This window comes from Trinickia acidisoli (genome assembly GCF_017315725.1).
GTDB classification, from domain to species: domain Bacteria; phylum Pseudomonadota; class Gammaproteobacteria; order Burkholderiales; family Burkholderiaceae; genus Trinickia; species Trinickia acidisoli.
This window is the reverse complement of the sequence record NZ_JAFLRG010000001.1, coordinates 1,378,481-1,404,053: the sequence shown is the minus strand read 5'-3', so window position 1 is coordinate 1,404,053 and position 25,573 is coordinate 1,378,481. Positions and strand designations below refer to the sequence as shown.

Sequence of the window (25,573 nt, the reverse complement as noted above, 5' to 3'; positions counted from 1 at the left end):
GGAAATCGGAGGATGGGCGCAGTTTGCTATTCTGTTTCTTATCAATCAAACAAATTATCTCGAAGATGAAAATCAATGTGCTCGATATCAAGCGGCTCGATTTGAATCTGGCCGTGATATTCGTGGCGATATGGCAGGAGCGCAGCGTCACGAAAGCGGCCGCGCGGCTCGCACTGAGCCAGGCTGCGACGAGCGCAGCGCTCGCGCGGCTGCGTGAAGCCTGCGACGATCCGCTGTTCGTGCGCGTGCGCGGCGGCATGGCGCCGACGCCGCGTGCGCAGGCGATGGCCGATCGGCTCGAAACCGGTATCGCCGATCTTTGGGAAGTGCTGACTCAGCAGCAGGCGTTCGATCCGTCGAGCGCGGCCCGCCGCTTCGCCATCGGCATGTCGGACGACTTCGAACTCGCGCTCGGCCCGCACCTGACGAAGCTCGTGCAGCAAGCAGGCGCACGCGTCTCGGTCATGTTTCGGCAAACGAATCGGCACACGGTCGAGCAAATGCTCAACGATCGCGAGATCGAACTCGCGGTCGTCTCCGGCTCGGTCAAGCGCGCATGGATCGCGCGCGAACAGATCGGGCAAAGCGGCTATGCCTGCGTCGTCGACGCGAAGGCCGTGCGCGTACCGTTGCCTCTTTCGCTAGACGACTATCTCGCAATCCCCCATTTGCTCGTATCGTTTTCGGGGCGTACGGGCATCGTCGATACGGCCTTGCGCGCGCTCGAGCGCGAGCGCCATGTCTATGCGGCACTCACGCATTTTTCGGCCGTGCCCGCGTTTCTCACGAAGACGCGCGCCGTCGCCACGCTGCCTTCGCATGCGGCAGCAGCGCTCGCGCGAATGTCACGCTTGAGCGCCTGCGCCGCGCCGCTCGATCTTGGAATCTATCCCGTGCAATTGCTGTGGCGACGCGACAGCAACGGCGAAGGCGCCATCGGCTGGATGAGAGATCGCATCAAGCAGGCGTTCGCATTGGCGCTCGAAGAAGCGAAAGAAATCGAGGTGTCGCGCAGGGCTCGGAGCGGTCAGGCAAAACGTTAGGAGTGCGAACGAGTTCGAACCGACTGCGCTTCGTGGTCGACGATGCTTGCTGATAGAAAAACAGCAGGCACGGACCTTGCGCCTCCGAAGTCGAACGATCCGACGCTGCTCAGCCGTACGGCTGCCCGTGCGTTCGATCCGGAGGAACTCCGCTATGCGCAAAGACGACGCAGCCACCATACCGACCGATCCGCTCGACACCGTCCCCGACTCGTCGAGCCCCGCTTACGCCAGCCGCAATCGGGTCACGCGTGCGTTCGATTCGTTCGCGAGCGCGGTGACGCGCTGGGCCGGCTCGCCGATCGCGTTCGGCTTGTCCGTGATCGCCGTCGTGATCTGGGCGCTGTTGGGGCCGATTTTTCATTACTCGGACGGCTGGCAGTTGGTCATCAACACGAGCACGACGATCGTCACGTTCCTCATGGTCTTCGTCATTCAGCAAAGCCAAAACAAAGACAGCGTCGCAGTTCATTTGAAGCTCAACGAGCTGATCGCCGCGTATCGTACGGCCAACAATCAATTGATCGGGATCGAAGACGCCTCGGAGGAGGACTTGCGCCGGATCGCCAACGCATACCTCGAATTGGCGCAGAAAGCGCAGACGACGGTCGCCGCCCGCAAGACGATCGAGCAATCCGTCAGCGATGCGAAATCGACCTCGGCCGGCAACGCCAAACGATAGCGCCTCGATTCAGCGTGCGTTTGCGCGCGGTGGCGCTGGAAAGTGCACGCCGGCACGCTGCGCCGCGGCCGTGATGTGTGCTTCGATGCTGCGCCCCGCTGCTTCGCAATCGCGCGCCTTCAAGGCATCGAGGATCGCGCGATGTTCGCGATACGTGGATTGCAGCAGTTCCCGCCGATAGAACGGCAAGCGCTGGCTCTCTTTCATGATTTCGCTGCTGCTGCGCAAAATCGCTTCGATGGCACCGTTGCCGGCCACGGCGACGATGCGCATGTGAAACGCGAAATCGAGGCGCGCCGCCGTCTCGAGATCGCCCTCCGTCAACGCCTCGTGCAGTTGCGCCATGTTCTCTTCGAGCGATTCGATCACCTCGGCGGTCATCGCCAGCGCGGCCATGCGCGCGGCGAACCCTTCGAGCGCATAGCGAACCTGGTAGGTATCGGGCAGCGACGACTGCTCCGCAAAGCGCCACGCCGGCCCGCCCTCCGCGCGCTCGCTTTGCACGTACACGCCCTTACCCGCGCGGATCGTCAACATGCCAAGCGCTTCGAGCGTCGACAACGCCTCGCGCAATGCCGCGCGGCTGATGTCCAGTTCCTCCGAGAGTTGCCGCTGCGCGGGCAGCGCGCTGCCCACCGGGTACTCGCCGCGCTCGATGCGCTCGCGGATCGTCTCGGTCGCGACTTCCGTCACCGTCTGCGTATTGCTTCTCATCGTGCAAAAAAATCGCCTGGTCGGACCAGCATTGTAGCGCTCCCCCGACCCGCCCCCCGCGCCAGGCCGTCATCCCCCCCGAATCGAGGGGTATACCACTAGCATCGCCACGCTTGACGAGACTATATCGGTTTTCTAATCTTCGCCATAAGTCATCCGGTCTTACCAGTTAGACCAGACGATTCACCGCCCGCCATCACCCTTGGAGAAAGCCGTGCTCAGATTCATCAATTCGCTGTTCGGCCGCGTCATGATCGCGCTCGTGGCCGGCATCGCGATCGGTGCAATATTCCCGCACTTCGCGCAATCGCTGCGGCCGTTCGGAGACGGCTTCCTCAAATTGATCACGATGATCATCGGACCGATCGTCTTCTGCGTAGTCGTGAGCGGAATCGCCGGTGCCGGCAACTTGAAGAAAGTCGGCCGCGTGGGCGGCAAGGCCATCGTCTACTTCGAAGTCATGACGTCGATCGCGCTCATGATCGGCGCCGTGCTCGCGCTCGTGCTCAAGCCGGGCGCCGGCATGAACGTCGACGTTCACTCGCTCGACGCTCAAGCGCTGACGACCTATACCGAGCACGCCAAGAGCCTCAAGGACGTCGCGGGGTTCCTGCTGAAGATCATCCCCACCACGGCCTTCGATGCGTTCGCGAGAGGCGACATCCTGCAAGTGCTCGTATTCGCCGTGCTGTTCGGTTCGGCGCTGTCGCTGCTCGGCGATAAGGCCAAACGCGTCAGCACGCTGATCGACGAACTCGCTCAAGTGTTCTTCCGCATCATGGGCTTCATCATCAAGCTCGCGCCGCTCGGCGTACTCGGCGCCATCGCGTTTACGACAGGCACCTACGGCGTCGCCTCGTTGGAACAACTGGGCCTGCTCGTGCTCGTTTTCTACGCGAGCTGCGCGCTGTTCGTCGTGCTCGTGCTCGGGATCGTCATGCGGCTCGCGGGCTTCAACGTCTTCAAGCTCGTGCGCTATCTGCGCGAGGAACTCGTGATCGTGCTCGGCACGGCCTCGTCGGACGCCGTGCTGCCCCAAGTCATGCGCAAGCTCGAATGGATGGGCATCAAGGATTCGACGGTCGGCCTCGTCATTCCCACCGGCTACTCGTTCAACCTCGACGGCTTCTCCATCTACCTGACGCTGGCCGTGTTGTTCATCGCGCAGGCAACCAACACGCCGCTGTCGCTGCACGATTTGATCGTCGTCGTTTTGGTCTCGCTCATCACGTCGAAGGGTGCGCATGGCATCCCTGGCTCGGCGATCGTGATTCTGGCAGCCACGCTGTCGGCGATTCCGGCGATTCCCGTGCTCGGCCTCGTGCTGATTCTTCCCGTCGATTGGTTCGTCGGCATCGCTCGCGCCATCACGAATCTGATCGGCAACTGCGTGGCAACGGTCGTCGTCGCAGCCTGGGAACACGACATCGATCGTGCGCGCGCTCGCCGTGTGCTGAACCAAGACCCCGCCCTGCTCTTCGTGGAAGAGGCGGCCATGCCGGAATTCGATAGGCCCGCGCAAGGTGCCGCCGCGATTTGACGCGCCCCCACCGACAAACACCTGCGACCCCGCCGCCCTGCTGCGATCGAAGCGTTGCCCCGCCGCTTCGCGTAACGAAACTTTGGACTACTAATCGATTCATCATGGCCATTCCAACGCTCGACCCGAACGCCCCCGATTTCACGCGCCGCTGCCTGAATCTGGCCGATCCACGCCTCGGCGCGAAAGCGCTCGTTGCCAGCGACGAGTTCTTCGCACCGAAAGAACGCATGCTCGCCCCCCAACCCGCCGTCTTCATCCCCGGTAAGTACGACGATCACGGCAAATGGATGGACGGCTGGGAGACCCGCCGCAAGCGTACGACGGGCCAGGACTGGTGCGTCGTCAAACTGGCTCGCCGCGGCACGATCGAAGGCGTCGACATCGACACCAGCCACTTCACGGGCAATTTCCCGCCGGCCGCATCGATCGAAGCCTGCGCGAGCACGAGCGATCTGCCGCCCGACGACGCGAAATGGCACATGCTCGTCCCGCCCACGGCGCTGCAAGGCAACCAACATCATTACCTCGGCGTATCTCGCCCCGATACATTCACGCACATTCGCATCACGCTATTTCCCGACGGCGGCGTGGCCCGCTTGCGCATCTACGGCCGGCCCGCGCTGGAAGATGCGCTCGCCTCATCGGCTGAAGGCACGCTCGTCGATCTGGCAGCGGCCGTCAACGGCGCGCACGTCGTTTGCGCGAACAATCAGCATTTCGGGCTGGCGGCCAACCTGCTCATGCCGGGCCGCGGCGTCAACATGGGCGACGGATGGGAAACGCGCCGGCGGCGCGAGCCGGGCAACGACTGGGCGATCATCGCACTGGCTCGGCCGGGCGTGATCCGCAAGATCGAAGTCGATACCGCGTTCTTCAAAGGCAATTATCCCGATCGCTGCTCGCTGCAAGCGGCTTACGTCACCGGTGGCACCGACGAATCGCTCGTCACGCAAGCGATGTTCTGGCCCGTTCTGCTTCCCGAGCAATCGTTGCAGATGGATAACCAGCACTTTTACGAGCGCGAGATTGCCGCCATCGGCGCGGTCTCGCATGTGCGATTCAACCTCTTTCCCGACGGCGGCGTATCGCGGCTTCGCCTCTGGGGCGAGCCGGCATAAGAACGCACAAGGACGAATAAGGACGAGATCATGAGCCGTACGCTCTCTATCGAGCCTCTCACGCGCGATGCGTTCGCGCCGTTCGGCGACGTCATCGCGCTCGACGGCGCACGCCATTTCTCCATCAACGGCGGTACGACCGAGCGCTTCCACGATCTGGCGACGATCGACGTCAGCGAAGCCGGCGGACGAGCGCTCATCAACGTTTTCCGCGGACAACCGCGAGCACTGCCTTTCGAGGTCGCGATGATGGAGCGCCACCCGCTCGGCAGCCAGGCGTTCATTCCGTTGGGTGAAGTCCGCTACCTCGTCGTCGTCGCGCCGCCAGGACCATTCGACGCGCAGCGGATGCGCGCTTTTTCGGTCAGTGGGCGCGTCGGCGTGAACTACGCGCGCGGCGTCTGGCATCATCCGCTGATCGCGCTCGACGCAGTCGCCGATTTCCTCGTCGTCGATCGCGGCGGCGGCCAGCCGAACTGCGACGAAATCGAACTCGATCAGCCTTACGCCCTGCTCCTCGACGAACTCGCCGTGACATAAGGCATCGGAGCGCTCAGGGGGCCCGTTCCGGCTCCCTGAGCGTTCCGACGATTGCCGGTAGAATGGCCGGCATGGACAAGTGCCGTTATTGCGGAAAAATCCGTGACGAATGGGAATGCCATGGGCAGGAGTGCCGGACAGCGATCGCCAAGGCACTGCGCCGGCATCGCTCTGGGTTGCCGATGGTGCAGAACGTCATCCGCAACGAGGTGCCGGCCGGAGCCAGCACGAGCGAGGTGATCGCCGTCCTGTCCCGGCAGCGGCTAAGGGCTAGGCGCGCGAACGAAGAACGTCGCGAGCGCCAAGCGGCCGAAGGCTACGAGATCGAGCCTCAGAGCACGCCGACGAGCCGATAGCCTACCCCCGTCTCCGTCACGATGTGTTCGGGCTGGGCCGGATCGCGTTCGAGCTTCTGACGTAAATGACCCATGTAGATGCGCAGGTAATGCGAGCTGTCCACGCGCGACGGCCCCCACACTTCCTGCAGCAATTGACGATGCGTCAGCACGCGGCCCGCATGACGCGCGAGCGAAACGAGCAATCGGTATTCGATCGGCGTCAGATGAACGGCCTGTCCAGCGCGCTGCACCGTTCGCATTTCAAAGTCGACCTCGATCGTGCCGAAGCGCAGCTTCGATTCCTGATCCGATGTCCCGCGATTGCGTCTGCGCAATTGCGCGCGAATACGCGCGAGCAGTTCCGGGGCGCCGAACGGCTTGGTCAAGTAATCGTCCGCGCCCGCGTCGAGCGCGGCCACCTTCTCCTCTTCGCGCGTGCGCGCGGACAACACGATGACAGGAACCGACGACCAATCGCGCAGTTGGCGAATAACGTCGGCACCGTCGATATCGGGCAAGCCCAAATCGACGATGACGAGATCGGGCCGCGCACTGGCCGCAAGCGAAATGCCCCTGCGGCCCAGCTCGGCTTCGAGCACACGGATGCCCTCGGATTCGAGCGACGCCTGGACGAAACGGCGGATGGCTTTGTCGTCCTCGATCAAGACGACGGTAATCGTGGATTCCGACATGGCTAAGATTTCAGCGTGGATGCCGGTGGTACGGGCGGCAAGTCGACCTCCGGTGCGATCGGCTCCGCACTCCGCTCGCCGTGCGTCCCGTCATGAGGCTCGACGTCCTCGATCAGCTCGGCCTCGATCGTCGGCGTTTCGTTGGCCGGCAGCGTGAACCAGAACGTCGCGCCGATCACGGCGCCCTCGGCATCGCGACGATTGTCAGCGCCGATTTGACCGCCGTGCGCTTCGACGATCGCCCTGCAAATCGCCAGGCCCAGACCGATGCCGGGCTTGGCCGATTCTTTCTCGCCACGCGTAAATTTCTCGAACAAGCGCGATTCCATGCCGGCCGGCAAGCCTGGCCCACAGTCTTGCACTTCGACTTTGACATAGCGCTCCGAATCGGTTTGGCGCGTCGACGCCGCAATCGCGATCAGCGAACCGGTGGGCGTGTATTTCGAGGCGTTCTCGAGCAAATTCGCAAAGAGCCGTTCGACCAGCACGGCATCGAGTTGCACGAGCGGTAGCTCGGCCGGTACGCGCGCTTCGATCGCACGCCCCGCCAGCATGCGTCGGCACGCCGACAACGCCGAGCCGACCACCTCTTCGATCGACGACCACTGTCGATTGAGCCGCATGCTCCCTTCTTGCAGCCGCGCCATGTCGAGCAAGTTCGTCACGAGCCCGGTCATACGCAGCGCCTCGTCGTGAATCGCCTCGGCCAGTTCCTGCTCGCGCTCGCCCATCGGCCCGCCGCCCGGCGCCTCCGCGAGCATCGACGCGAATCCGACGATCGACGTCAAGGGCGTGCGCAAGTCGTGCGAGATCGCCGACAACAACGAATTGCGCAGCCGCTCCGACTCCATGCTGACGAGCGCATCTTGCGCGATCTCGACGTAGTGCACGCGCTCCAGCGCAAGCGCGATCTGCGCCGCGAACGTATCGATCATGCGGCGCTGCTCCGGGATCTCGAGCTCTTCCATCCGCGGCGACACGATCGCGATCACGCCGCGCGTGCGCATCGGCGCCTTCAGCGGCAGATACAGCGCGGGTGTCGCGGGCAGCGTATCGGTGCCTTGACCTGCGCTCTTTTGCTGATCGTAGACCCACTGCGCGATATCCAAATCGAGGCTCGATACGTCGAGCGTCATCGCCTCGTCGGGGTTCTCGATCTTCTGCCTCACCTTCTCGGTGCTATCGGGCAAGAGAATCGCCACGCGCGCTTGAAACACTTCGGCAACGTGACGCGTGCCGATTTCGATGATCTGGGCCGTCGCCAACGCGGCGCCCAACTCACGCGCCATGGCGAACATCGCACCGGTTCGTCGTTCGCCCAACGTCGCAATGCGGGCCTGACGGCGCAAGCTTGCGGTCAAGTGGCTGATTGTCAACGACGTCAACAGCATCACGGCAAACGTCAGCAAATACTGCGTGTCCGACACCGTAAAGGACATGCGCGGCGGCACGAAGAAAAAATCGAACGCTGCCACGCCGAGGAACGAGAACATCACGCCAGGGCCGCGCCCCAACCGCGCCGCCGTGAAAATCGTGCCGAGCAGATAGACCATCACGAGATTTGCGAGCGAGATGTGATCGACGAAGAAGCTTTCGGCGACGGTGATCGCCGCGCAAATACCGAATGCATAGGAGTACGAAACAAACGACGATCGCCCTGCCCCCGCGCCGGTGCCGGCAAAGCGCGCCACGGCTTCGCCGCGCTCGGCCGTCTCGCGCACGGTGCCCGAATTGACGAGCGTGACGTCGATATCGCGCGCCGCGCGAATCAGCCGCTCGCCCGTCGAGCGCCGCAGCCAGCCGCGCCATCCCGACGCCGGCGCCGCGCCCACGACGAGCTTCGAGACATTGCGCATGCGCGCGTAGGCGATCAGCGTTTGCGTGGCGTCCGGCCCCTGCAGCGTCACCGTTTCGGCGCCGAGTTCGGACGCGAGCTTCAACGCATCGAGCGTGCGCCTGCGAATCGCATCGGGCAGCCGCTGCAGCTTCGGCGTTTCGACATAGACGGCAAGCCAATCGGCTTTGAGGCTCGATGCAAGGCGTGCGGCCGCGCGCACGAGCGTCGTGCTCTCGGGCCCCGCCCCCACGCAAACGATGATCCGCTCGCGCGCCTGCCAGATACGCTCGATCGATTGATCGGCGCGATACTCGCGCATTTGCGCATCGACGCGATCGGCCGTGCGCCGCAGCGCGAGTTCGCGCAGCGCGATGAGGTTGCCCTTGCGAAAGAAGTTGCGGACCGCGTTTTCCGCTTGATGCGGCAGATAGACCTTCCCTTCGCGCAACCGATCGAGCAACTCCTCGGCCGGCAAGTCGACCAGCGTCACTTCATCGGCCAAATCGAAAACGCGATCGGGCACGGTCTCCCAGACGCGAATGCCCGTGATTTGCCCAACGACGTCGTTCAAACTCTCGAGGTGCTGAACGTTGACGGTGGTATAGACGTCGATCCCCGCATCGAGCAGTTCATGCACGTCCTGCCATCGCTTCAGATGGCGCGACCCCTGCACGTTCGAATGCGCCAGTTCGTCGACGAGAATCAACTCGGGCTTGCGTGCGAGCGCCGCGTCGAGATCGAACTCCGCGAGTTGCCGGCCGCGATACTCGACACGCGCCGGCGGGATCGTTTCGAGCCCGTCCAGCAATGCGAGCGTTTCCTTGCGGCCGTGCGTCTCGACCAGACCGATGACGACGCCGACGCCCTCATCGCGCCTGCGCCGCGCCGCCTGCAGCATCGCGAACGTCTTGCCGACGCCGGCCGACGCACCGAAAAACACCTTCAGCCGGCCGCGGTGGCGCTTTTCTTCCTCGCGCTGGATCTTATCGAGCAGCGCGTCGGGATCAGGTCGTTCCATAAAGCATCTTCACCATGACCGAATGTCTTGCGTCACCATGGGCAAGCGTTGCGCTCGCACGGACCTATCACAACACTCTTCAGTGTAGCGGTTTCAATTGATCGAGCGCGAGATTGAGCGCGAGCACGTTCACGCGCGGCTCACCGAGCACGCCCAATTGCCGCCCCGCCGTATGCTGCTCGATCAGCGCATCCACCTGCTCGTTCGCCAAGCCTCGCGCCTTCGCCACGCGCGCCGCCTGGTAGGCAGCGGCAGCCGGTGAAATATCGGGATCGAGGCCGCTGCCCGAGGACGTCACGAGATCGACGGGCACGGGCCGCGTGTTCGCCGGATCGGCTTCGTGCAGCGCGCTCAAACGGCCCTTGACCTCATCGGCAAGCGCCGGATTCGTCGGCCCCAGATTCGAGCCACCCGAGCTCTGCGCGTTATAGGGATTCGGCGCGGTGGCCGACAAACGCCCCCAGAAGTACCCAGGCGCGTCGAATTGTTGGCCGATCAGCGTCGAGCCGACCGCCTTGCCGTCTTTTTCAATGAGGCTGCCGTTCGCCTGATGCGGAAAGACGGCCTGCCCGATCGCCGTGACGACGACCGGATAGACGACGCCCGTGATCACCGTCATTGCGGCAAACAACACCAGCATGGGTCTCAGCAGATTTTTCATGATCGTTCGATACAAACAAATGGTGTTCTAAGAGAGCGACCGGCACGCATCAAGCCCAGCCCATCGCCGTGATCAGCATGTCGATCAGCTTGATGAACGGGAACGGCAGCAAGATGCCGCCGAGCCCAAACATCAGCAGATTGCGGCGCAGCAGCGATGCGGCGCCGAGCGCGCGGTACTTCACGCCCTTTAGCGCGAGCGGAATCAGGAACACGATGATCAACGCGTTGAAGATCACGGCCGAGAGGATCGCCGACGCGGGCGAGGTCAAGTGCATGATGTCGAGCACCCGCAGTTGCGGATACGTCGTCGCAAACGCCGCGGGGATGATGGCGAAGTACTTGGCCACGTCGTTGGCGATCGAGAACGTCGTCAGCGAACCGCGCGTCATCAGCATCTGCTTGCCGATCTCGACGATCTCGATCAGCTTGGTCGGATTCGAATCGAGGTCGACCATGTTGCCGGCTTCCTTCGCCGCCTGCGTGCCCGTGTTCATCGCGACGGCCACGTCGGCTTGCGCGAGCGCCGGCGCGTCGTTGGTGCCGTCGCCCGTCATCGCGACGAGGCGCCCTTCCGCCTGATGCGAGCGGATCATCTTCAACTTCGCTTCCGGCGTGGCTTCGGCAAGAAAATCGTCGACACCCGCTTCCGCCGCGATCGCGGCAGCCGTCAAGCGGTTGTCGCCCGTGATCATCACCGTCTTGATGCCCATCTTGCGCAACTCGGCAAAACGCTCCTTGATGCCGCCCTTGACGATGTCCTTCAGCTCGATCACACCAAGCACACGGGCCTGCCCCGATTCGCCGTGCCCGCCGGCCTTTTCCGCCACGACGAGCGGCGTGCTGCCGCGCCGCGCAACGTCGTCGACAGCCTTCTGCACCTCAGCCGGATAACGGCCGCCGTTTTCCTCGACGTACTTTTTGACGGCATCGGCGGCACCCTTGCGAATTTCGCGATTCGGCAAATCGACGCCGCTCATGCGCGTTTGCGCGGTAAAGCCGAGGAAGGTGGCGTGCAACGCGTGCATATCGCGCTCGCGAATATTGAAGCGCTGCTTCGCTAGCACGACGATGCTGCGCCCTTCCGGCGTTTCGTCCGCCAGCGACGACAACTGCGCCGCATCGGCCAGCACCTCTTCCGGCACCCCGGGCGCGGAAACGAACGACGACGCTTGCCGGTTGCCGAGCGTGATCGTACCCGTCTTGTCGAGCAGCAGGACGTCGACGTCGCCGGCTGCTTCGACCGCGCGGCCCGACGTGGCGATGACGTTCGCCTGCATCATTCGGCTCATGCCGGCTACGCCGATCGCGGACAAGAGGCCGCCGATCGTCGTCGGAATCAAGCAGACGAGCAGCGCGACGAGCGCCGTGATCGTCACCACGTGGCCCGCCTTGACGGCAGCCACGGAGAAGATCGAGAACGGCAGCAGCGTTGCCGTCGCGAACAGCAGCACGAGCGTCAGTGCGACGAGCAGAATCGTCAGCGCGATTTCGTTCGGCGTCTTCTGGCGCTTGGCCCCCTCCACCATCGCAATCATGCGATCGAGAAAGGCTTCGCCCGGGTTCACGCTCACGCGCACGACGATCCAATCGGACAGCACGCGCGTGCCGCCCGTCACGGACGAAAAATCGCCGCCCGATTCGCGAATCACGGGAGCCGATTCGCCTGTGATCGCCGATTCGTCGACGGAGGCAACGCCTTCGATGACCTCGCCGTCGGCGGGAATCGTGTCGCCCGCTTCGATCAGCACGACATCGCCCTTGCGCAGATCGGTGGACGTGACGATGATGACCGGGGCTTTCGGATGGGGCGCGTTCAGCTTCTTGGCCATCACGTTGTGCTTAGCACTCCTAAGCGATGCCGCTTGAGCCTTCGAACGCCCTTCGGCGAGCGCTTCGGCGAAATTCGCGAACAACACCGTGAACCAGAGCCACAGCGTGACGGCCAGAATGAAGCCCGCCGGCGCCTCGGCCTGGCCCGCGAGTGCCGCGCCCCAGAGGATCGTCGTCAAAATACTGCCGACGTAGACGCAGAACATCACCGGGTTGCGCAACTGCGTGCGCGGCGCGAGCTTCTTGAATGCATCGACGATCGCGGGCTTCACGAGCGCGGGGTCGAACATCGAGCGCACGGCGGTACGGGCCTGCCCGAGATTGTCGGGACGATGGACAGGCGGTTGAGTGACAGTAGTCATGCTTTCCTCGAAATCAATGACCCGAGATCATCGTGAGATGTTCGGCGACAGGACCCAGCGCCAAAGCCGGCACATACGTCAGGGCACCCACAAGCACGAGCGTGCCGAGCAGCAGTACGACGAACAGCGGCCCGTGCGTCGGCAGCGTGCCGGCGGTCGCCGCAATCCGTTTCTTGTTCGCGAGCGAGCCTGCGATGGCGAGCACCGGCACGATCGTGCCGAAGCGGCCGAACCACATCGCGATGGCGGTCAGCACGTTATAGAACGGCGTATTCACCGAAAGGCCCGCGAACGCGCTGCCGTTGTTGTTGGCGACGGAGCTGAACGCGTAAAGAATTTCGGAGAAGCCGTGCGCCCCTGGGTTCGCAATACCGGCCGTACCGAGCGGCGACAGCACGGCGATCGAAGTGCCGACGAGCACGAGGAACGGCGTGAGCAGAATCGCGATCGATACCATCTTCATTTCGTACGATTCGATCTTCTTGCCGACATACTCGGGCGTGCGGCCGATCATCAGGCCCGCGACGAACACGGCCAGCAGCGCGAACACGAGCATGCCGTACAAGCCGGAGCCGACGCCACCGAAGATCACCTCGCCGAGTTGTATCAGCAGCAACGGAGTGAAGCCGCCCATCGGCGTCAGCGAGTCGTGCATCGCATCGACGGCGCCACATGACGCGGCGGTCGTCGCCACGGTGAAGATGCCTGTCTGCGCGATACCGAAGCGCACTTCCTTGCCTTCCGTATTGCCGCCCGACTGCATGGCCGATGCGCTTTGGTCGACGTGCAGCGACGTGAACAGCGGATTGCCGGACTGCTCGGCGGAAATCTCGCCCCAACATGCGACGGCGAATGCAATCGTCATCGCCGCGAGCACGGCATAGCCTTGCCGGCGATCGCTGACCATGCGGCCGAACACGACACACAGGCCCGCCGGAATGATGAGGATCGACAGGATCTGCACGAAGTTCGACAACGGCGTCGGATTCTCGTACGGATGCGCCGAATTGGCATTGAAGAACCCGCCCCCGTTCGTGCCGAGCATCTTGATCGCTTCTTGCGAGGCCACCGGGCCCATTGCGATCGTTTGCTTATCGGCCTTCGCATCCTGCATGACCGGATTGCCCTTGGCATCCTTCACCGGATTGCCTTGCGCATCGGTCTTCTGCACCTGATACGTCGTGACCTGCAGCGTCGGCACGTCCTGATACGACTTGAAGTTCTGGATCGCACCCTGACTGATGAAGATCAGCGCAACGATCGTCGCGAGCGGCGCGAGGATATAGAGCGTGATGCGCGTAAGGTCGACCCAGAAGTTGCCGATCGTCTGCACCGTATGGCGCGCGAAGCCGCGGATCAGCGCGATGACGACGGCGATGCCGGTTGCGGCCGACAGGAAGTTTTGCACCGTGAGGCCGGCCATCTGCGTCAAATAGCTGACGGTCGACTCGGGCGTGTAATCCTGCCAATTCGTGTTCGTCACGAAGCTCACAGCCGTATTGAACGCCGCATCGGGTGTCATCGGGCCGAAGGCTTGCGGGTTGGCGGGCAGCCACTGTTGCAGGCGCAGGAAGCCGTAGACGGCCAGCGCGCCCAGTGCGTTGAACAGCAGCACGGCGAGCGCATAGTGTTTCCACGACATCTCGACGCTTTCGTCGACGCCGGCGATCTTGTAGAGCAGCCGTTCGATCGGCCTGCCGATCTTGCGCACGACGACGGACGAGCCGTCGAGCACAGCCGTCATGTAGCGCCCGACCGGAAAGGCCAGCGCGATCAATACGACGATAAAGAGAGCGGTCTGAAGAAAATTATCGGCGTTCATTCGAGGTCCTCCGCACGCAGCAGCGCGTAGATGAGATACGCCAACAAAAGCAGCGTCGAAGCTCCGGCGAGCCACATCATCCAGGCAATCACGGCCGACCTCCGGGTCCGCGGCTGCGCAGCTTGTCGCAGCCGGCGGTCAGCGCCATGCATAGCCCCAAGAAGATGGCTATGCCGACGAGGTAGATAAAGTCCATTTTTCGTGTTCTCCCGTAGCGGATCAGGACAGCGTGAAGCGTAGAGGAGTTCGCGTAAACGCCACGATAAGAGTGAAGCTGCGCCCGTAAAAATCGCGTAAACGAACCGCTCGCTTAGCGGTACGCCGCGGCGGCGCCGCCGAACAGCACTGCCCTTGTCAGCACCGCTGCCATAGCGGCATTGCCCGCATCGGTCACGCAGGCGCGCTATCGGATCAACGATTCACTGGCGATTCGCGAGGCGTTGCTCGCCGGCGCAAGGCTCGGATTGGCGCCTGCTTGGCTCGTCGCCGACTTGCTCGCGGATGGACGATTGCAACGTGTCTTGCCGGCATGGCATGCATCGCCGCACGAATTGTTCTTCCTGTATCCGCCGCGCAGATATCAGCCGCTACAGGCGCGCATATTCATCGAGTACTTGACGCATAGGCTCTCGACGAACTGACTCGACCGCCGAGTCGAGCGCGCCCTGTCATTTCTGACAGCTTTTACTCCCCGACACGCCTGCTACATTTTTTGTGGCAGTCGCCCCAAGGAGACCCCTATGTCCAGCGCGACGTCAAACACCGCGGCATTCGCCAATATCGAAAATCTCAATGCGCAAGAGCGCGCGTGGCTAGCCAAGGCAAGCCGAACCGACGTCAACGGCTGGATTCACCTGAAAACGCGCGGCGCGCCGTTCGAGCGCGGCTTCCAACACGGCTTTCTCGTTGCCCGCGAATATGCGGAAGCGCTGCGCGTATATAAGGCGATGACACTGCAAACGATCGGCATGGACTACGCGTTCTTCGTCGAGACCGCCGCCAAGTATCACGGCCCCATCATCGAGCGCGTCGCCCCCGATCTGCTCGAGGAAATGCGCGGCATCGCGGCGGGGCTCACGAAGGGCGGCGTGCCCTCGTCTCTTGCCGACATCATCGGATGGAACGCTTATGAAGAGCTGACCGGATATTGGTGGCCCACGGTCGCACAGCAATACGCCGCGGCGCCGGTGAATGCCGGCGCGCAGGCGAAGAGCCATTGCAGCGCATTCATCGCTACGGGGTCTTCTACCGCCGACCAACGCATCGTACTTGGCCACGAAAGCTTCACCGAGTTTTGGAATGGCCAGTACATGAATACGATCCTCGATATCGAGCCCGACGACGGCCATCGGATGGTGATGCAAAGCTGCCCGGGTTGGATTGCGAGCATGACCGATTTTTGGGTCACGGCGGCCGGCCTCGTCGTGGCCGAAACGACGATCGTCGGCTATGCCGGCTACGACATCGACAAAGTACCCGAGTACATCCGTGCGCGCCGCGCCTGCCAGCGCGCATCGAACATCGACGAATGGGTGGCATTGCTCGACGCCGGCAACAACGGCGGCTACGCGAACATGTGGCTCGTCGGCGACATCGGCACGAACGAGATCGCGAAATACGAGCAAGGCCTGAAGTACCAAAACCTCTCGAAGAAAAAAGACGGCTGGTTCTACGGCGACAACGCCCCCGACGACCCGCGCATCCGCAATCTCGAATGCACCGACGTCGGCTACAGCGACATCCGTCAGCAAACGGGCGCGCGCCGCATGCGCTGGCCGCAGGTACTCGGCCAGTACGACGGGCGCATCGACGCCCAAGCGGGACAGCGGATGCTCGCCGACACGTTCGATGTCTACTTGATGCGGATCAATCCATGCTCGCGCACGATCTGCGCTCACTACGACACCGACCCGATGGAGTACGCGAGCGATCCGAACGCCGTTTGGAACGTACCGTATTTTCCGGGTGGATCGGTCGACGGCAAAGTAACGACGGCCGAATTGGCGCGCAAGCTCGGGCTCAGTGCGCGCTTCGGACGCGCCGACGGCGCGCCGTTCGACGCCGACGAATTTCTGCGGATCCATCCGCAATGGAACTGGCAGCAGGGCTACCTCGCGAGCCGTCCGCACCAACCTTGGACACTATTTAACGAATAACGGAGCCGACCGGCCGCCGCGGCCAATCGCGTCGCGACACGACATCGCCGCGTGCGGCGATCCCACCACATCGAGCAAGGGGACCACATGGATACGCGATCGAAAGCACCGCAAACGGCGCGGCGCCGCTTGGGCTACTGGCTGCCCGCCAGCGAACAAGCCGTTGCCTCCTTCCGCAAGCGCATCGCCGGACAAGTACAGGACAAGGAGGTCGTCACCCCGCTGCTGCCTGTCGTGCAGGAACTGGCGACGCTCGTCAACGATGATCCCGTGCTGCGCATGGGCTTCACGCAGGCGATCGACGAAGCGCTCGCGCGTGGCTATCAACTCGGTTACTCGACGATCGACGAGTTGATGGTGCTGATCAATCACGTCATGACGTACGCGCCACCGTTCAGTAACTCGGAGCTCGTCGGTTGCCCGCTCAACGCGCTGCTCGACTGGCCGATGTGCATGCCGGCGGGATTCGCGCTGTTTCGGATGCCGGCGCTCAATGCGCAACTCAAGCGCGTGCTCAATTTCTGGTGTTCATATTTGAGCGGCCCCTATTCGCGCACCTACTTGAACACGAATTCGCCGGACGGCTGGTTCTGTCCCGATGCGCTCAAAGCGACGAACATGTCCGAGTTCCGGTGCGATCCGCAAGCGCCGTATTGGGGCTTTTCCTCGTGGAACGGCTTCTTCACGCGCGAATTCCTACCGGGACAGCGCCCGGTTGCAGACCCGGCCAACAACAAAGTGATCGTCAATGCTTGCGAGGCGACGCCCTACAACCTGCAGTACGACGTGAAGCTCGAGGATAGATTCTGGATCAAGGAGCAGCCGTATTCGCTGCAGGACATTTTCACCGCACAGCAGGAAGAGCTTGCGCAGACGTTCGTCGGCGGCGCCGTCTATCAAGCGTTCTTGAGCGCGTACAACTATCACCGGTGGCATGCGCCCGTGAGCGGCCGGATCGTCAAAGCGTATCTCGTCGACGGCACGTATTACTCCGATGCCGAATCGGAGGGACTCGATCCAGCGGGGCCGAACGACTCGCAAGGCTATATCACGGCGGTGGCCGCGCGCGCGGTCCTTGTCATCGATTGCGACGATCCGTCGATTGGGCTCGTCGGCTGCGTGTTCGTCGGGATGGCGGAGATTTCGTCGTGCGTCATCGAAGCGCTGCCGGGTACGTACGTGAATAAAGGCGACGAGATCGGCTACTTCCAATACGGTGGCTCGACGCACTGCCTGATTTTCCGGCCCGGGGTGATCGATAGTTTCGTGCCGAAGAAACCGTTCAACTTCGAAGCGCCACCGTTGAAGATCAACTCACAGCTTGCTACGGCGAATTAGCGAGTGCCGTGATCGGCGCCGCGAACAGCGCGGCGCCGCGTCTCTCACGGATGGGCAACGCCCGCACCGTCGTATGACGATCAAACGTCCGCGTGCTGCTCGACGAACGTCTGGAACGTTCCGTACGTCGGCTGAATCGGCGTGAGATTGTCCAGCACGATGCCGTACGTGTAGTCGCCGCTCGTCAGTTCGTAGTACATCACCGACTCGATTTGATCGGTCTTGCGCGCGTTATAGAACTCCGTCAGTTGCTGTTGAACATACGTGGAGCGGTTCGCTTCCGTGTATTCGGGCGCCGCATTCCACTCGGTAATCATGAACGGCACACCGTAACGCGCCTTGCAGTAGACCGGCAAATTGAAGCCCGGACCCGCGCCGTCGCAACCGACATTGAAGATGTCGCCATACGGCGAGTAGTTGTGCCACGTCGTGACGTCCCAACGCACTTGCGGGTGCCCCGTCGAGCCGTCCGGCTGCCCGCCGTCCCACAGCATGTCGGCGGCCGCCACGTCGGCCACGCAGAAGTTCACGCCGCAACGCGCGGTCGGCTGCACCGACTTGATGCCGTCGATCATGCCGCGAATCACGCCGCGCATGATGGGCCAATTGGTGTTGTTGAAGTCCGTCGGACCGGTGCCCGCCGTTGCCGAATTCAGGATGATCGCCGGATCGCGCGTCAGCTCGTTGCCGCATTCGTAGGTCGTGACGCCGTAGGGTGCCAGCGCCGCTGCAACCGCTGCGGCGCCTGCATAAACGGCGTCATAGGCCGCCGTCTCGCTCGTGTAGAGCGTACCGGCGGCGTCGCGCAATCCGTAGTTGATCAGCGTGAACAGGTCCAGCTTCGCCGACTTGAACGCCTTGGCCATCGCCACGACGGGATTCAGTTGCGCCGAGGTGTTGACGCAGCCGAGACGATAGGTGGTGCAGCCGATCGCTTGAAGCGCCGCAACCGTTTGCGTCGGCGTGAACGGATAGTCGTAGTGGCCGTTGATGCCGTAGAACGAGCCGGCATTGGCCGCTTTGGCGATACGCGGGTCCGCGCAGGGCAGCCATGCACCGGTGAACGACCTCACGTAGAACTGGCCGCTGCTCGTGCCCGCGTAGAACATCGCGCCGTACCAGAGCAGCAGTGTCGCGGTCGGGGCTGAGCGATCCTGCACCCCGTTCTTGAAGACGCCGCCGTTCGACATCGTCCAATAGTTGTTCGATTTGTCGATGAGGTACGTGGCGGGCGGGATCGCCGTACCGTCGGCGGAGGTACCGCCCAGGCGCGGGTCGAGGCACGCTTGCCACGACGGGCCGATGTACTGATAGAAGGCCTTGCTCGTGTTCTCCCCGTAGATGGAGCCGTTGTACCAGAGCAGCATCGTCATGTTGTATGCATGCGTATCCTTGACGCCATTCTTGTAGACGTAGCCGTTCGAGAGCGTCCAGACATTACCCGAGCTATCGGTGATCGATGCGGCCGACGGCACTGTCGTCCCGTTGGGCGAACCCGTCGCACCCGCGCTTGCATTTGCGATCGCGCTTTTGCTGCTGGCCGCGATCGATCCCAGCGCATCGGTACCGCCGCCGCCGCACGCGACGAGAACATAGCTGCTTGCCGCCGCCGTCAGGCAGCCGAGGAATTGGCGTCGTTTCATGATTGGGGCTCGGAGAGGATGTTGATCGGGGCTCGAGGCTGCGCGGCGCGTGACCGCTTCGCCCGTCGCTCATTCGAAATTTGCTTCGGAGTCCTAACTAATCGTCAGGCTCAAGTCGCCACCCTGTTTCTTCGAGCTACCGGAAGGTCGTCTGCAACCTGCCTCGTTGCTGCAACGTTGCTGTTGCGTGGTCAGTGGTGTTACTTGTTGAGGTGAAGTATTCCAAAACGCGCGACGTAGCGAAATCAGCGCGGTCGGAGATTGGCGTCGGCGTGACGGACCGACTCGTAGGATTTGACTGACAAATGGCTGACAACGGTTTTTGTCGAGCGTGGCCGGTGGCTTTCGCAGGCAAGCGGCTTGGTGGATGCGGTTGTGCGCGGCGGCTAGCGCGATCGGGTCGATCCGATCCGCGGCCTAGGGACCGGAACCCAAATGCTTGGAGCGTTACTTACTCATCTGGATTAGCGCCTTTTGCGCCGATAGCCAGGGGCGATCAATGGCATGAAAGGGGACGCAGCGCCCGTTATAGAACCTGACACTTTGAGAAAGCGGAAGAGATGAGTACCCCAACGCGAGAGGAGTTCGAGGCGCGCATCGAAGCCGTCGAAGCTCGAATGGACGCGCGCGTCGCGGCCATGTTGGCGCGGTTCGATGCATTCGAGGCTCGCGCCGATGAGCGTGAGCGGCGCTTCGACGAGCGTCTCAACGAACGCGACAAGCGCCTCGACGAGCGTGACAGGCGCCTCGATGAACGCGACAAGCGATTCGAATTGCTCACTGAACAGATAGCCGCTTCTGCAAAAGACGCCTACAGTCTCAGGACGCACATGTGGCTAGCGGCATCGACGGTCATCCTAGCGACGGTTGGAACGGTCGTCGGCGCGTACTATGCGACGCAGTCATCCCACCTGGGATTGACTCAGGCCGTTATCTCGGCCTTCCAACAAGGGCAGCAAACGCCATCGAAGGAATAGCGTGTGCGCGGTGGTGTCGTGCAACACCGACGCAATAAAAAACCCGCGACAGCCTAAGCTGACGCGGGTTTTTTTAATCTGGTCGGGGCGAGAGGATTTGAACCTCCGACCACCTGCACCCCATGCAGGTACGCTACCAGGCTGCGCTACGCCCCGAAAGCATGAAAGTATAACAGACACTTTCACCGATTAGAACCACCTACACGAAACTATCTTCCCAACAGTTCGATGATGCCGATGAGATCCTTGCGCAGTTGCGCGACGTCGACGCTATCTCCCATCGCCGAGGGCGCCACCGGTGCATTCGTATCCTGTGACGCTTCCCGCTCCGGCTTCGCCGCATCCGTCGCATCCTCTTCGATCACCGCACCGCGCGCATCGAGCTTGTTACGCGCACCGTTGATCGTGAAGCCCTGCTCATAGAGCAATTCGCGAATACGCCGTATCAACAGCACCTCATGGTGCTGATAGTAACGACGGTTGCCACGGCGCTTGACCGGACGCAACTGCGTGAACTCCTGCTCCCAATACCGCAGCACATGCGGCTTGACGCCGCACAGCTCGCTGACCTCACCGATCGTGAAGTACCGCTTCGCCGGAATCGGAGGCAAGACGACTTTCTCGACCGTCGTTGTCATCGTCGGTTAACCGTCGTGGTAAAGGGCGCGCTGCGACGCGTCGCAGCTTCGCAATCAGCGCGGCAAAGCCGCCTCGGCGCCGCTTTCGACGAGCGCCTTCAGCTTTTGACTCGCATGGAACGTCACGACACGGCGCGCCGCGATCGGAATCGCCTCGCCCGTCTTGGGATTGCGTCCCGGCCGCTGCGGCTTGTCGCGCAACTGGAAATTGCCGAAACCCGACAGCTTCACGCTGTCGCCGCTCTCGAGCGCGTCGCGAATCACTTCAAAAAACGCCTCGACCATGTCCTTGGCTTCGCGCTTGTTCAATCCGACGTTGTCGAATAGCAGCTCGGCCAGCTCGGCTTTGGTCAGTGTCGGCGTTTCCGCGCTAGTGGATACGTCGGCGAGCGGTGTCGATATTTCGCGAATCATGGCGCCACGCTGCGCCGCAAGTAGGGCTTCGAAATCACTCGAGTTCATTTCATTCATGTCTAAAAACGGCGACCAACCGATGGCGGTACATCGCACGGACGCTCTTACGAGCGTCCCCGCGTTCATCCGCGCAACCGCGCGCCGTAAACTCGAGCCAAGCGATCCACCAAGGTCTTGACGGCCAAATCGACCGTTTCGTCCTGCAGCGTGCCGCCAGTATCTTGCAGGGTCACGCGGAAGGCAAGGCTTTTCTCGTGCGCTGCCATCCCGCCGGAAGTACTTGATTTTGCACGAAATTCATCGAAAAGCGCAACCCTTTGGACAAACTTGCATGCGTCCTCGGCAAGCGCCTTTTGCATCTCGTCGAACAACGCCTGAACGTCCACGTTTTGGTCCACCACCACCGCGATATCGCGGCGTACCGGCGGATATTTCGACACTTCCGTCGGCGTCGGCAATGCGCGGCCCATCAACGCTTCGGCGTCGACTTCAAAGAGGATCGGCGCGTGCGGCAAATCGTATTGTTGCATCCAGCGCGGATGCAACTCGCCGATCCAACCAACGGCCCGGCCATCGAGCTCGATGCGCGCACTGCGGCCCGGATGCAATGCAGGGTGGCCCGCCTTGACGAAACGCACCGCGTGCGGCGCGAACAACGCCTCGACGTCGCCCTTCACGTCGAAGAAATCGACCATGCGCGTCGATTGTCCCCACTGCTCTTCGGCCGCCGGGCCATAAGCCAGCGCGCCGATGCGCTTCGGCTGCGCATAGCCTTCGACGGTCATCTCGCTCACATCGACCGACGCGTCACGCAAAAACACACGCCCTGCCTCGAACACGCGAACACGATCCGCACGGCGATTCAAGTTGTGACGCAAGACGTCGATGAGACTGCCGAACAGCGTCGTGCGCATCACCGACAACTGGCTCGCGATCGGATTGAGCACGCGAATCGGCGCGTCGTTACCGGCGAAATCGCGCTCCCAGCTTTCATCGACGAAGCTGAAGCTGACTGTCTCGGCGTAGTCGCGCGCGGCCAGCGCGTGGCGCAGTGCATGGATCGAGCGGCGCGTTTCGTTCGTCCCGCGCATCGCATTGGCCGCAACGGGGGGACGTGCGGGAATCTTCTCGAAGCCGTAAATGCGCGCCACTTCTTCGATCAGGTCTTCCTCGATCTCGATATCGAAGCGGTATGAGGGCGGCGTCACCGCGAAAATCTCGCCGTCGAACTCGTACGCGAGCCCAAGGCGCGTGAAAATCCGCGCCATTTCATCGGCCTCGATCGCCACGCCGATCACGCGCTGCGCACGCGCCACGCGCATCGTGACAGGCATGCGTCGCGGCAGATTGACGGTTTGGTCGTCGACGGGCCCCGCCTCGCCACCGCAAATGTCGAGGATGAGACGCGTAATGCGTTCGATATGCTGAACCGTCGTCTCGTAGTCGACGCCCCGCTCGAAACGATGAGCGGCATCGGTCGAGAAGTTGTACTTGCGCGCGCGGCCGCGGATGCTGTCGGGCCACCAGAACGCGGCTTCCAGATAGACGTTCGTCGTATCGAGCGTCACGGCCGTGCTGTCGCCGCCCATGATGCCGGCCAGGCTTTCGACCTGATGATCGTCGACGATGACGCCAACCGCTTCGTCGAGCTCGATCGTGTTGCCGTTCAAAAGCTTCAGGCTTTCGCCGCGACGCCCCCAGCGCACCTCGATGCCGCCATGAATCTTGTCGAGATCGAACACGTGCGACGGGCGACCGAGCTCCAGCATCACGTAATTCGAAATATCGACGAGCGCGGAAATGCTTCGTTGTCCTGAACGTTCGAGCCGCTCGACCATCCACTGCGGCGTCTTCGCACGCGCATTCACGCCGCGGATGACGCGGCCCGAGAAGCGGCCGCACAGATCGGGCGCCGCGATCTTCACAGGCAAACGCTCGTTGAGCTTGACGTCGACGGGCTCGATCGCGAGCGGCCTGAGCGGCGCACCGGTGATGGCCGCCGTCTCGCGCGCAACGCCGAAGACGGAGAGGCAATCGGCCTTGTTCGGCGTCAATTTGATTTCGAAGACGGTGTCGTCGAGGTTCAGCACTTCGCGGATGTCCTGCCCGATCGGCGTGTCCTCGGACAGGATCATCAGCCCGCTGTGATCTTCCGACAGCTTGAGCTCGCGCGCCGAGCACAGCATGCCTTCGCTTTGCACGCCCCGCAGCTTCGACAGCTTGATCAAGAACGGCGCGCCGCCCTCTTCGGACGGTGGCAGTTGCGCACCCACGAGCGCGACGGGCACTTTGATTCCGGGCGCGACGTTCGGCGCGCCGCAGACAATGTTCAACACCGCGCCCGTGCCGGCATCGACCTGACAGACGTTGAGCTTGTCCGCATCGGGATGCTTCACGACTTCGAGCACGCGGCCGACGACGATCTTCGAGGTCGGCGGTGCGGCCGGGCGCAACGACTCGACTTCGAGGCCAGCCATCGTCAATGCGTGCGACAGTTCTTCCGTCGTTAGTTGCGGATCGACAAACGCTCGGAGCCAGGATTCAGAGAATTGCATGTGTGTCTACGTTCGAAGGAGTGGGTCCATGCCCGGCTTCATGCGAGCGCCGTTTCGACGCTCGCTCGGCCCAGGCACTGCTTGCGGCTTTCGGCTCGCGTGAGGTGCGCTGATGCGCGTTACGCGAACTGCCGCAAGAAGCGCAGATCATTCTCGAAGAAGAGCCGCAGATCCTGCACGCCATAGCGCAGCATCGCCAACCGCTCGAGGCCGCTGCCGAACGCGAAGCCGATGTAGCGCTCCGGATCGAGGCCCATGTTGCGAATGACGTTCGGATGCACCTGGCCGGAGCCCGAGATCTCGAGCCACTTGCCGGCGTTCTTGCCTTCTTCGAACTTCATGTCGATTTCGGCCGACGGTTCCGTGAACGGGAAATACGAGGGCCTAAAGCGGACGAGGATGTCGTCGCGCTCGAAAAATTTCTTCAGAAAATCGGTATAGACGCCCTTCAAGTCCGCGAAGCTGATGTTCTCGTCGATCCAAAGGCCTTCGACTTGGTTGAACATCGGCGAATGCGTCGCGTCGCTGTCGACACGATACGTGCGCCCCGGCACGATGACTTTGATCGGCGGCTGATTGCTGCGCGCGTAGCGGACTTGCATCGGGCTCGTATGCGTGCGCAACAGGAGCGAACGCCCGCCCGCATCCTGGCCGTCGACGTAGAACGTATCTTGCATCGAGCGCGCCGGGTGGTTTTCAGGGCTGTTCAGCGCCGTGAAGTTGTACCAATCGGTTTCGATTTCGGGGCCGTCCGCCACGTCGAAGCCGATCGAGCCGAAGATTCGCTCGACGCGCTCCCACGTCTGCATCACGGGGTGCAAACTGCCGGCGCCGTTGCCGCGCCCAGGCAGCGTCACATCGATCGCCTCCGCCGTGAGGCGCTGTTCGAGCAACGCTTGCGCGAGCGCGTCGCGCCGCGACGTCAGCGCCGCCTCGACCTGCTGCTTCGCGACGTTGATGCGTGCGCCCTCGGCCTTGCGCGCCTCGGGGTCGAGCTTGCCGAGGCCCTTGAGCAGTTCGGTCAGCATGCCCGCCTTGCCGAGAAAACGAGCCTTCTCGTTTTCGAGCGTGGCACCGTCAAGGGCTCGTGAAAACGCTTCTTGCGCGTCGGCGACAATCCGGTCCAGATCCATTGATCCCATCATTTCAACGTCGGTGATGATTTACGAGGCACCTGAGTGCGACCAGCAAAAAAAAGGGGCTCGGTGAGGAGCCCCGTTTTCTTGTCGGGGGGCACTGGCCTGCACCGGCGCCCCCGACGAACCACGCAGTACTAATCTCGCAATTAGGCTGCAACGGCGGCTTTCACCTGATTCACGATCGCGGCAAAAGCGGCCTTGTCGAACACGGCCATATCGGCCAGCACCTTGCGGTCGAGTTCGATCGACGCCTTCTTCAGGCCGTTGATGAACACGCTGTACGTCATGTCGTGCTGACGGACCGCCGCGTTGATACGCGTGATCCACAGTGCACGGAATACGCGCTTCTTGTTGCGACGGTCGCGGTAGGCATATTGCCCTGCGCGCATGACCGCTTGCTTCGCGATGCGGTAGACGTTATTGCGACGGCCACGGTAACCCTTGGCCAGGTTGATGATCTTCTTGTGGCGGGCACGTGCCGTAACCCCACGTTTGACTCGAGGCATGTTTC

General features: G+C 62.5%; 23 protein-coding genes and 1 tRNA gene. 10 read left to right on the top strand and 14 right to left on the bottom strand.

What is annotated here, in order from left to right; genetic code table 11:
- The first annotated feature begins 65 nt into the window (after positions 1 to 65).
- A complete protein-coding gene (locus J3485_RS06525) occupies positions 66 to 1,043 on the top strand; it encodes a LysR family transcriptional regulator (RefSeq protein ID WP_206951704.1) in 978 nt (325 codons plus the stop codon).
- A 154-nt stretch (positions 1,044 to 1,197) separates the two neighbouring features.
- The gene (locus tag J3485_RS06520) at positions 1,198 to 1,725 is read left to right on the top strand and encodes a low affinity iron permease family protein (RefSeq protein WP_206951703.1); all 528 of its coding nucleotides are present in this window, start codon (positions 1,198 to 1,200) and stop codon (positions 1,723 to 1,725) included.
- Between the two features lie 9 nt (positions 1,726 to 1,734).
- On the opposite strand, the gene J3485_RS06515 is transcribed toward J3485_RS06520, so the two are convergent.
- Complete coding sequence (locus J3485_RS06515; RefSeq protein WP_206951702.1) at positions 1,735 to 2,439, bottom strand: FadR/GntR family transcriptional regulator; 705 nt, start codon at positions 2,437 to 2,439, stop codon at positions 1,735 to 1,737.
- 214 nt (positions 2,440 to 2,653) lie between these two features.
- Here J3485_RS06515 and J3485_RS06510 point away from each other — a divergent pair, with 214 nt between their 5' ends.
- From J3485_RS06510 to J3485_RS06495, 4 genes are all read left to right on the top strand, one after another.
- The gene (locus J3485_RS06510; protein WP_206951701.1) at positions 2,654 to 3,979 is read left to right on the top strand and encodes a C4-dicarboxylate transporter DctA; all 1,326 of its coding nucleotides are present in this window, start codon (positions 2,654 to 2,656) and stop codon (positions 3,977 to 3,979) included.
- Positions 3,980 to 4,083: 104 nt separating this feature from the next.
- Positions 4,084 to 5,100 carry an allantoicase gene (alc, locus tag J3485_RS06505; RefSeq protein WP_206951700.1) on the top strand — a complete coding sequence of 339 codons (1,017 nt, stop codon included), beginning with the start codon at positions 4,084 to 4,086 and terminating at the stop codon, positions 5,098 to 5,100.
- A gap of 30 nt (positions 5,101 to 5,130) precedes the next feature.
- Positions 5,131 to 5,640, top strand: coding sequence for an ureidoglycolate lyase (locus tag J3485_RS06500; RefSeq protein ID WP_206951699.1), 510 nt, complete (start codon positions 5,131 to 5,133; stop codon positions 5,638 to 5,640).
- Between the two features lie 71 nt (positions 5,641 to 5,711).
- Entirely contained in the window at positions 5,712 to 5,996 is a 285-nt protein-coding gene (locus tag J3485_RS06495; protein ID WP_206955683.1) for a hypothetical protein, read from the top strand.
- Here the strand turns inward: J3485_RS06495 and J3485_RS06490 are convergent.
- The 6 genes from J3485_RS06490 to J3485_RS06465 form a co-directional block, all read right to left on the bottom strand.
- A complete protein-coding gene (locus J3485_RS06490; RefSeq protein ID WP_206951698.1) occupies positions 5,972 to 6,670 on the bottom strand; it encodes a response regulator in 699 nt (232 codons plus the stop codon). The genes J3485_RS06495 and J3485_RS06490 overlap by 25 nt on opposite strands.
- A 2-nt stretch (positions 6,671 to 6,672) precedes the next feature.
- Positions 6,673 to 9,525 (bottom strand): DUF4118 domain-containing protein, encoded by a 2,853-nt coding sequence (locus tag J3485_RS06485; RefSeq protein ID WP_206951697.1) that lies wholly within the window; start codon positions 9,523 to 9,525, stop codon positions 6,673 to 6,675.
- A gap of 79 nt (positions 9,526 to 9,604) precedes the next feature.
- Positions 9,605 to 10,186, bottom strand: a complete 582-nt coding sequence (gene kdpC, locus J3485_RS06480; RefSeq protein WP_206951696.1) for a potassium-transporting ATPase subunit KdpC — start codon at positions 10,184 to 10,186, stop codon at positions 9,605 to 9,607.
- Positions 10,187 to 10,235: 49 nt separating this feature from the next.
- The gene (gene kdpB, locus J3485_RS06475; RefSeq protein WP_206951695.1) at positions 10,236 to 12,380 is read right to left on the bottom strand and encodes a potassium-transporting ATPase subunit KdpB; all 2,145 of its coding nucleotides are present in this window, start codon (positions 12,378 to 12,380) and stop codon (positions 10,236 to 10,238) included.
- 13 nt (positions 12,381 to 12,393) lie between these two features.
- Complete coding sequence (gene kdpA, locus J3485_RS06470) at positions 12,394 to 14,202, bottom strand: potassium-transporting ATPase subunit KdpA (protein WP_206951694.1); 1,809 nt, start codon at positions 14,200 to 14,202, stop codon at positions 12,394 to 12,396.
- On the bottom strand, positions 14,199 to 14,291 hold the full coding sequence (locus tag J3485_RS06465; RefSeq protein ID WP_206955682.1) for a potassium-transporting ATPase subunit F: 93 nt from the start codon (positions 14,289 to 14,291) through the stop codon (positions 14,199 to 14,201). The genes kdpA and J3485_RS06465 overlap by 4 nt, the downstream gene beginning before the upstream one ends.
- Positions 14,292 to 14,579: 288 nt before the next feature.
- Here J3485_RS06465 and J3485_RS06460 point away from each other — a divergent pair, with 288 nt between their 5' ends.
- The 3 genes from J3485_RS06460 to J3485_RS06450 all read left to right on the top strand — a co-directional run bounded on the left by J3485_RS06460 (position 14,580) and on the right by J3485_RS06450 (position 17,696).
- On the top strand, positions 14,580 to 14,843 hold the full coding sequence (locus J3485_RS06460; RefSeq protein ID WP_242538502.1) for a LysR substrate-binding domain-containing protein: 264 nt from the start codon (positions 14,580 to 14,582) through the stop codon (positions 14,841 to 14,843).
- 99 nt (positions 14,844 to 14,942) lie between these two features.
- On the top strand, positions 14,943 to 16,358 hold the full coding sequence (locus tag J3485_RS06455) for a C45 family autoproteolytic acyltransferase/hydrolase (RefSeq protein ID WP_206951693.1): 1,416 nt from the start codon (positions 14,943 to 14,945) through the stop codon (positions 16,356 to 16,358).
- 87 nt (positions 16,359 to 16,445) lie between these two features.
- Positions 16,446 to 17,696, top strand: a complete 1,251-nt coding sequence (locus J3485_RS06450) for a phosphatidylserine decarboxylase family protein (RefSeq protein WP_206951692.1) — start codon at positions 16,446 to 16,448, stop codon at positions 17,694 to 17,696.
- 80 nt (positions 17,697 to 17,776) lie between these two features.
- Here J3485_RS06450 and J3485_RS06445 read toward each other — a convergent pair whose 3' ends face one another.
- A complete protein-coding gene (locus tag J3485_RS06445; protein ID WP_242538501.1) occupies positions 17,777 to 19,339 on the bottom strand; it encodes a hypothetical protein in 1,563 nt (520 codons plus the stop codon).
- Between the two features lie 560 nt (positions 19,340 to 19,899).
- Here J3485_RS06445 and J3485_RS06440 point away from each other — a divergent pair.
- Positions 19,900 to 20,316 (top strand): hypothetical protein, encoded by a 417-nt coding sequence (locus J3485_RS06440; protein ID WP_206951691.1) that lies wholly within the window; start codon positions 19,900 to 19,902, stop codon positions 20,314 to 20,316.
- A gap of 79 nt (positions 20,317 to 20,395) precedes the next feature.
- Here J3485_RS06440 and J3485_RS06435 read toward each other — a convergent pair.
- The 6 genes from J3485_RS06435 to rplT form a co-directional block, all read right to left on the bottom strand.
- Positions 20,396 to 20,472 (bottom strand) — tRNA-Pro (locus J3485_RS06435).
- 53 nt (positions 20,473 to 20,525) lie between these two features.
- The gene (locus J3485_RS06430) at positions 20,526 to 20,954 is read right to left on the bottom strand and encodes a MerR family transcriptional regulator (protein ID WP_206951690.1); all 429 of its coding nucleotides are present in this window, start codon (positions 20,952 to 20,954) and stop codon (positions 20,526 to 20,528) included.
- Positions 20,955 to 21,008: 54 nt separating this feature from the next.
- A complete protein-coding gene (locus J3485_RS06425; RefSeq protein ID WP_206951689.1) occupies positions 21,009 to 21,425 on the bottom strand; it encodes an integration host factor subunit alpha in 417 nt (138 codons plus the stop codon).
- 65 nt (positions 21,426 to 21,490) lie between these two features.
- Positions 21,491 to 23,923: a phenylalanine--tRNA ligase subunit beta gene (gene pheT, locus J3485_RS06420; protein WP_206951688.1), complete on the bottom strand. Its 2,433-nt coding sequence runs from the start codon at positions 23,921 to 23,923 to the stop codon at positions 21,491 to 21,493.
- 119 nt (positions 23,924 to 24,042) lie between these two features.
- Complete coding sequence (pheS, locus tag J3485_RS06415) at positions 24,043 to 25,056, bottom strand: phenylalanine--tRNA ligase subunit alpha (RefSeq protein ID WP_206951687.1); 1,014 nt, start codon at positions 25,054 to 25,056, stop codon at positions 24,043 to 24,045.
- Positions 25,057 to 25,208: 152 nt separating this feature from the next.
- Entirely contained in the window at positions 25,209 to 25,568 is a 360-nt protein-coding gene (gene rplT, locus J3485_RS06410; protein ID WP_206951686.1) for a 50S ribosomal protein L20, read from the bottom strand.
- Positions 25,569 to 25,573 lie beyond the last annotated feature (5 nt).

What these genes read in the sequence shown, in the direction of transcription:
- pheT (WP_206951688.1), bottom strand. Translation starts at nt 23,923, where the DNA reads ATGCAATTCTCTGAATCCTGGCTCCGAGCGTTTGTCGATCCGCAACTA.
- J3485_RS06485 (WP_206951697.1), bottom strand. Translation starts at nt 9,525, where the DNA reads ATGGAACGACCTGATCCCGACGCGCTGCTCGATAAGATCCAGCGCGAG.
- J3485_RS06520 (WP_206951703.1), top strand. Translation starts at nt 1,198, where the DNA reads ATGCGCAAAGACGACGCAGCCACCATACCGACCGATCCGCTCGACACC.
- kdpC (WP_206951696.1), bottom strand. Translation starts at nt 10,186, where the DNA reads ATGAAAAATCTGCTGAGACCCATGCTGGTGTTGTTTGCCGCAATGACG.
- J3485_RS06450 (WP_206951692.1), top strand. Translation starts at nt 16,446, where the DNA reads ATGGATACGCGATCGAAAGCACCGCAAACGGCGCGGCGCCGCTTGGGC.
- J3485_RS06525 (WP_206951704.1), top strand. Translation starts at nt 66, where the DNA reads ATGAAAATCAATGTGCTCGATATCAAGCGGCTCGATTTGAATCTGGCC.
- pheS (WP_206951687.1), bottom strand. Translation starts at nt 25,056, where the DNA reads ATGGATCTGGACCGGATTGTCGCCGACGCGCAAGAAGCGTTTTCACGA.
- J3485_RS06445 (WP_242538501.1), bottom strand. Translation starts at nt 19,339, where the DNA reads ATGAAACGACGCCAATTCCTCGGCTGCCTGACGGCGGCGGCAAGCAGC.
- J3485_RS06495 (WP_206955683.1), top strand. Translation starts at nt 5,712, where the DNA reads ATGGACAAGTGCCGTTATTGCGGAAAAATCCGTGACGAATGGGAATGC.
- J3485_RS06490 (WP_206951698.1), bottom strand. Translation starts at nt 6,670, where the DNA reads ATGTCGGAATCCACGATTACCGTCGTCTTGATCGAGGACGACAAAGCC.
- alc (WP_206951700.1), top strand. Translation starts at nt 4,084, where the DNA reads ATGGCCATTCCAACGCTCGACCCGAACGCCCCCGATTTCACGCGCCGC.
- J3485_RS06455 (WP_206951693.1), top strand. Translation starts at nt 14,943, where the DNA reads ATGTCCAGCGCGACGTCAAACACCGCGGCATTCGCCAATATCGAAAAT.
- J3485_RS06440 (WP_206951691.1), top strand. Translation starts at nt 19,900, where the DNA reads ATGAGTACCCCAACGCGAGAGGAGTTCGAGGCGCGCATCGAAGCCGTC.
- kdpA (WP_206951694.1), bottom strand. Translation starts at nt 14,202, where the DNA reads ATGAACGCCGATAATTTTCTTCAGACCGCTCTCTTTATCGTCGTATTG.
- J3485_RS06425 (WP_206951689.1), bottom strand. Translation starts at nt 21,425, where the DNA reads ATGAATGAAATGAACTCGAGTGATTTCGAAGCCCTACTTGCGGCGCAG.
- J3485_RS06500 (WP_206951699.1), top strand. Translation starts at nt 5,131, where the DNA reads ATGAGCCGTACGCTCTCTATCGAGCCTCTCACGCGCGATGCGTTCGCG.
- J3485_RS06430 (WP_206951690.1), bottom strand. Translation starts at nt 20,954, where the DNA reads ATGACAACGACGGTCGAGAAAGTCGTCTTGCCTCCGATTCCGGCGAAG.
- rplT (WP_206951686.1), bottom strand. Translation starts at nt 25,568, where the DNA reads ATGCCTCGAGTCAAACGTGGGGTTACGGCACGTGCCCGCCACAAGAAG.
- kdpB (WP_206951695.1), bottom strand. Translation starts at nt 12,380, where the DNA reads ATGACTACTGTCACTCAACCGCCTGTCCATCGTCCCGACAATCTCGGG.
- J3485_RS06515 (WP_206951702.1), bottom strand. Translation starts at nt 2,439, where the DNA reads ATGAGAAGCAATACGCAGACGGTGACGGAAGTCGCGACCGAGACGATC.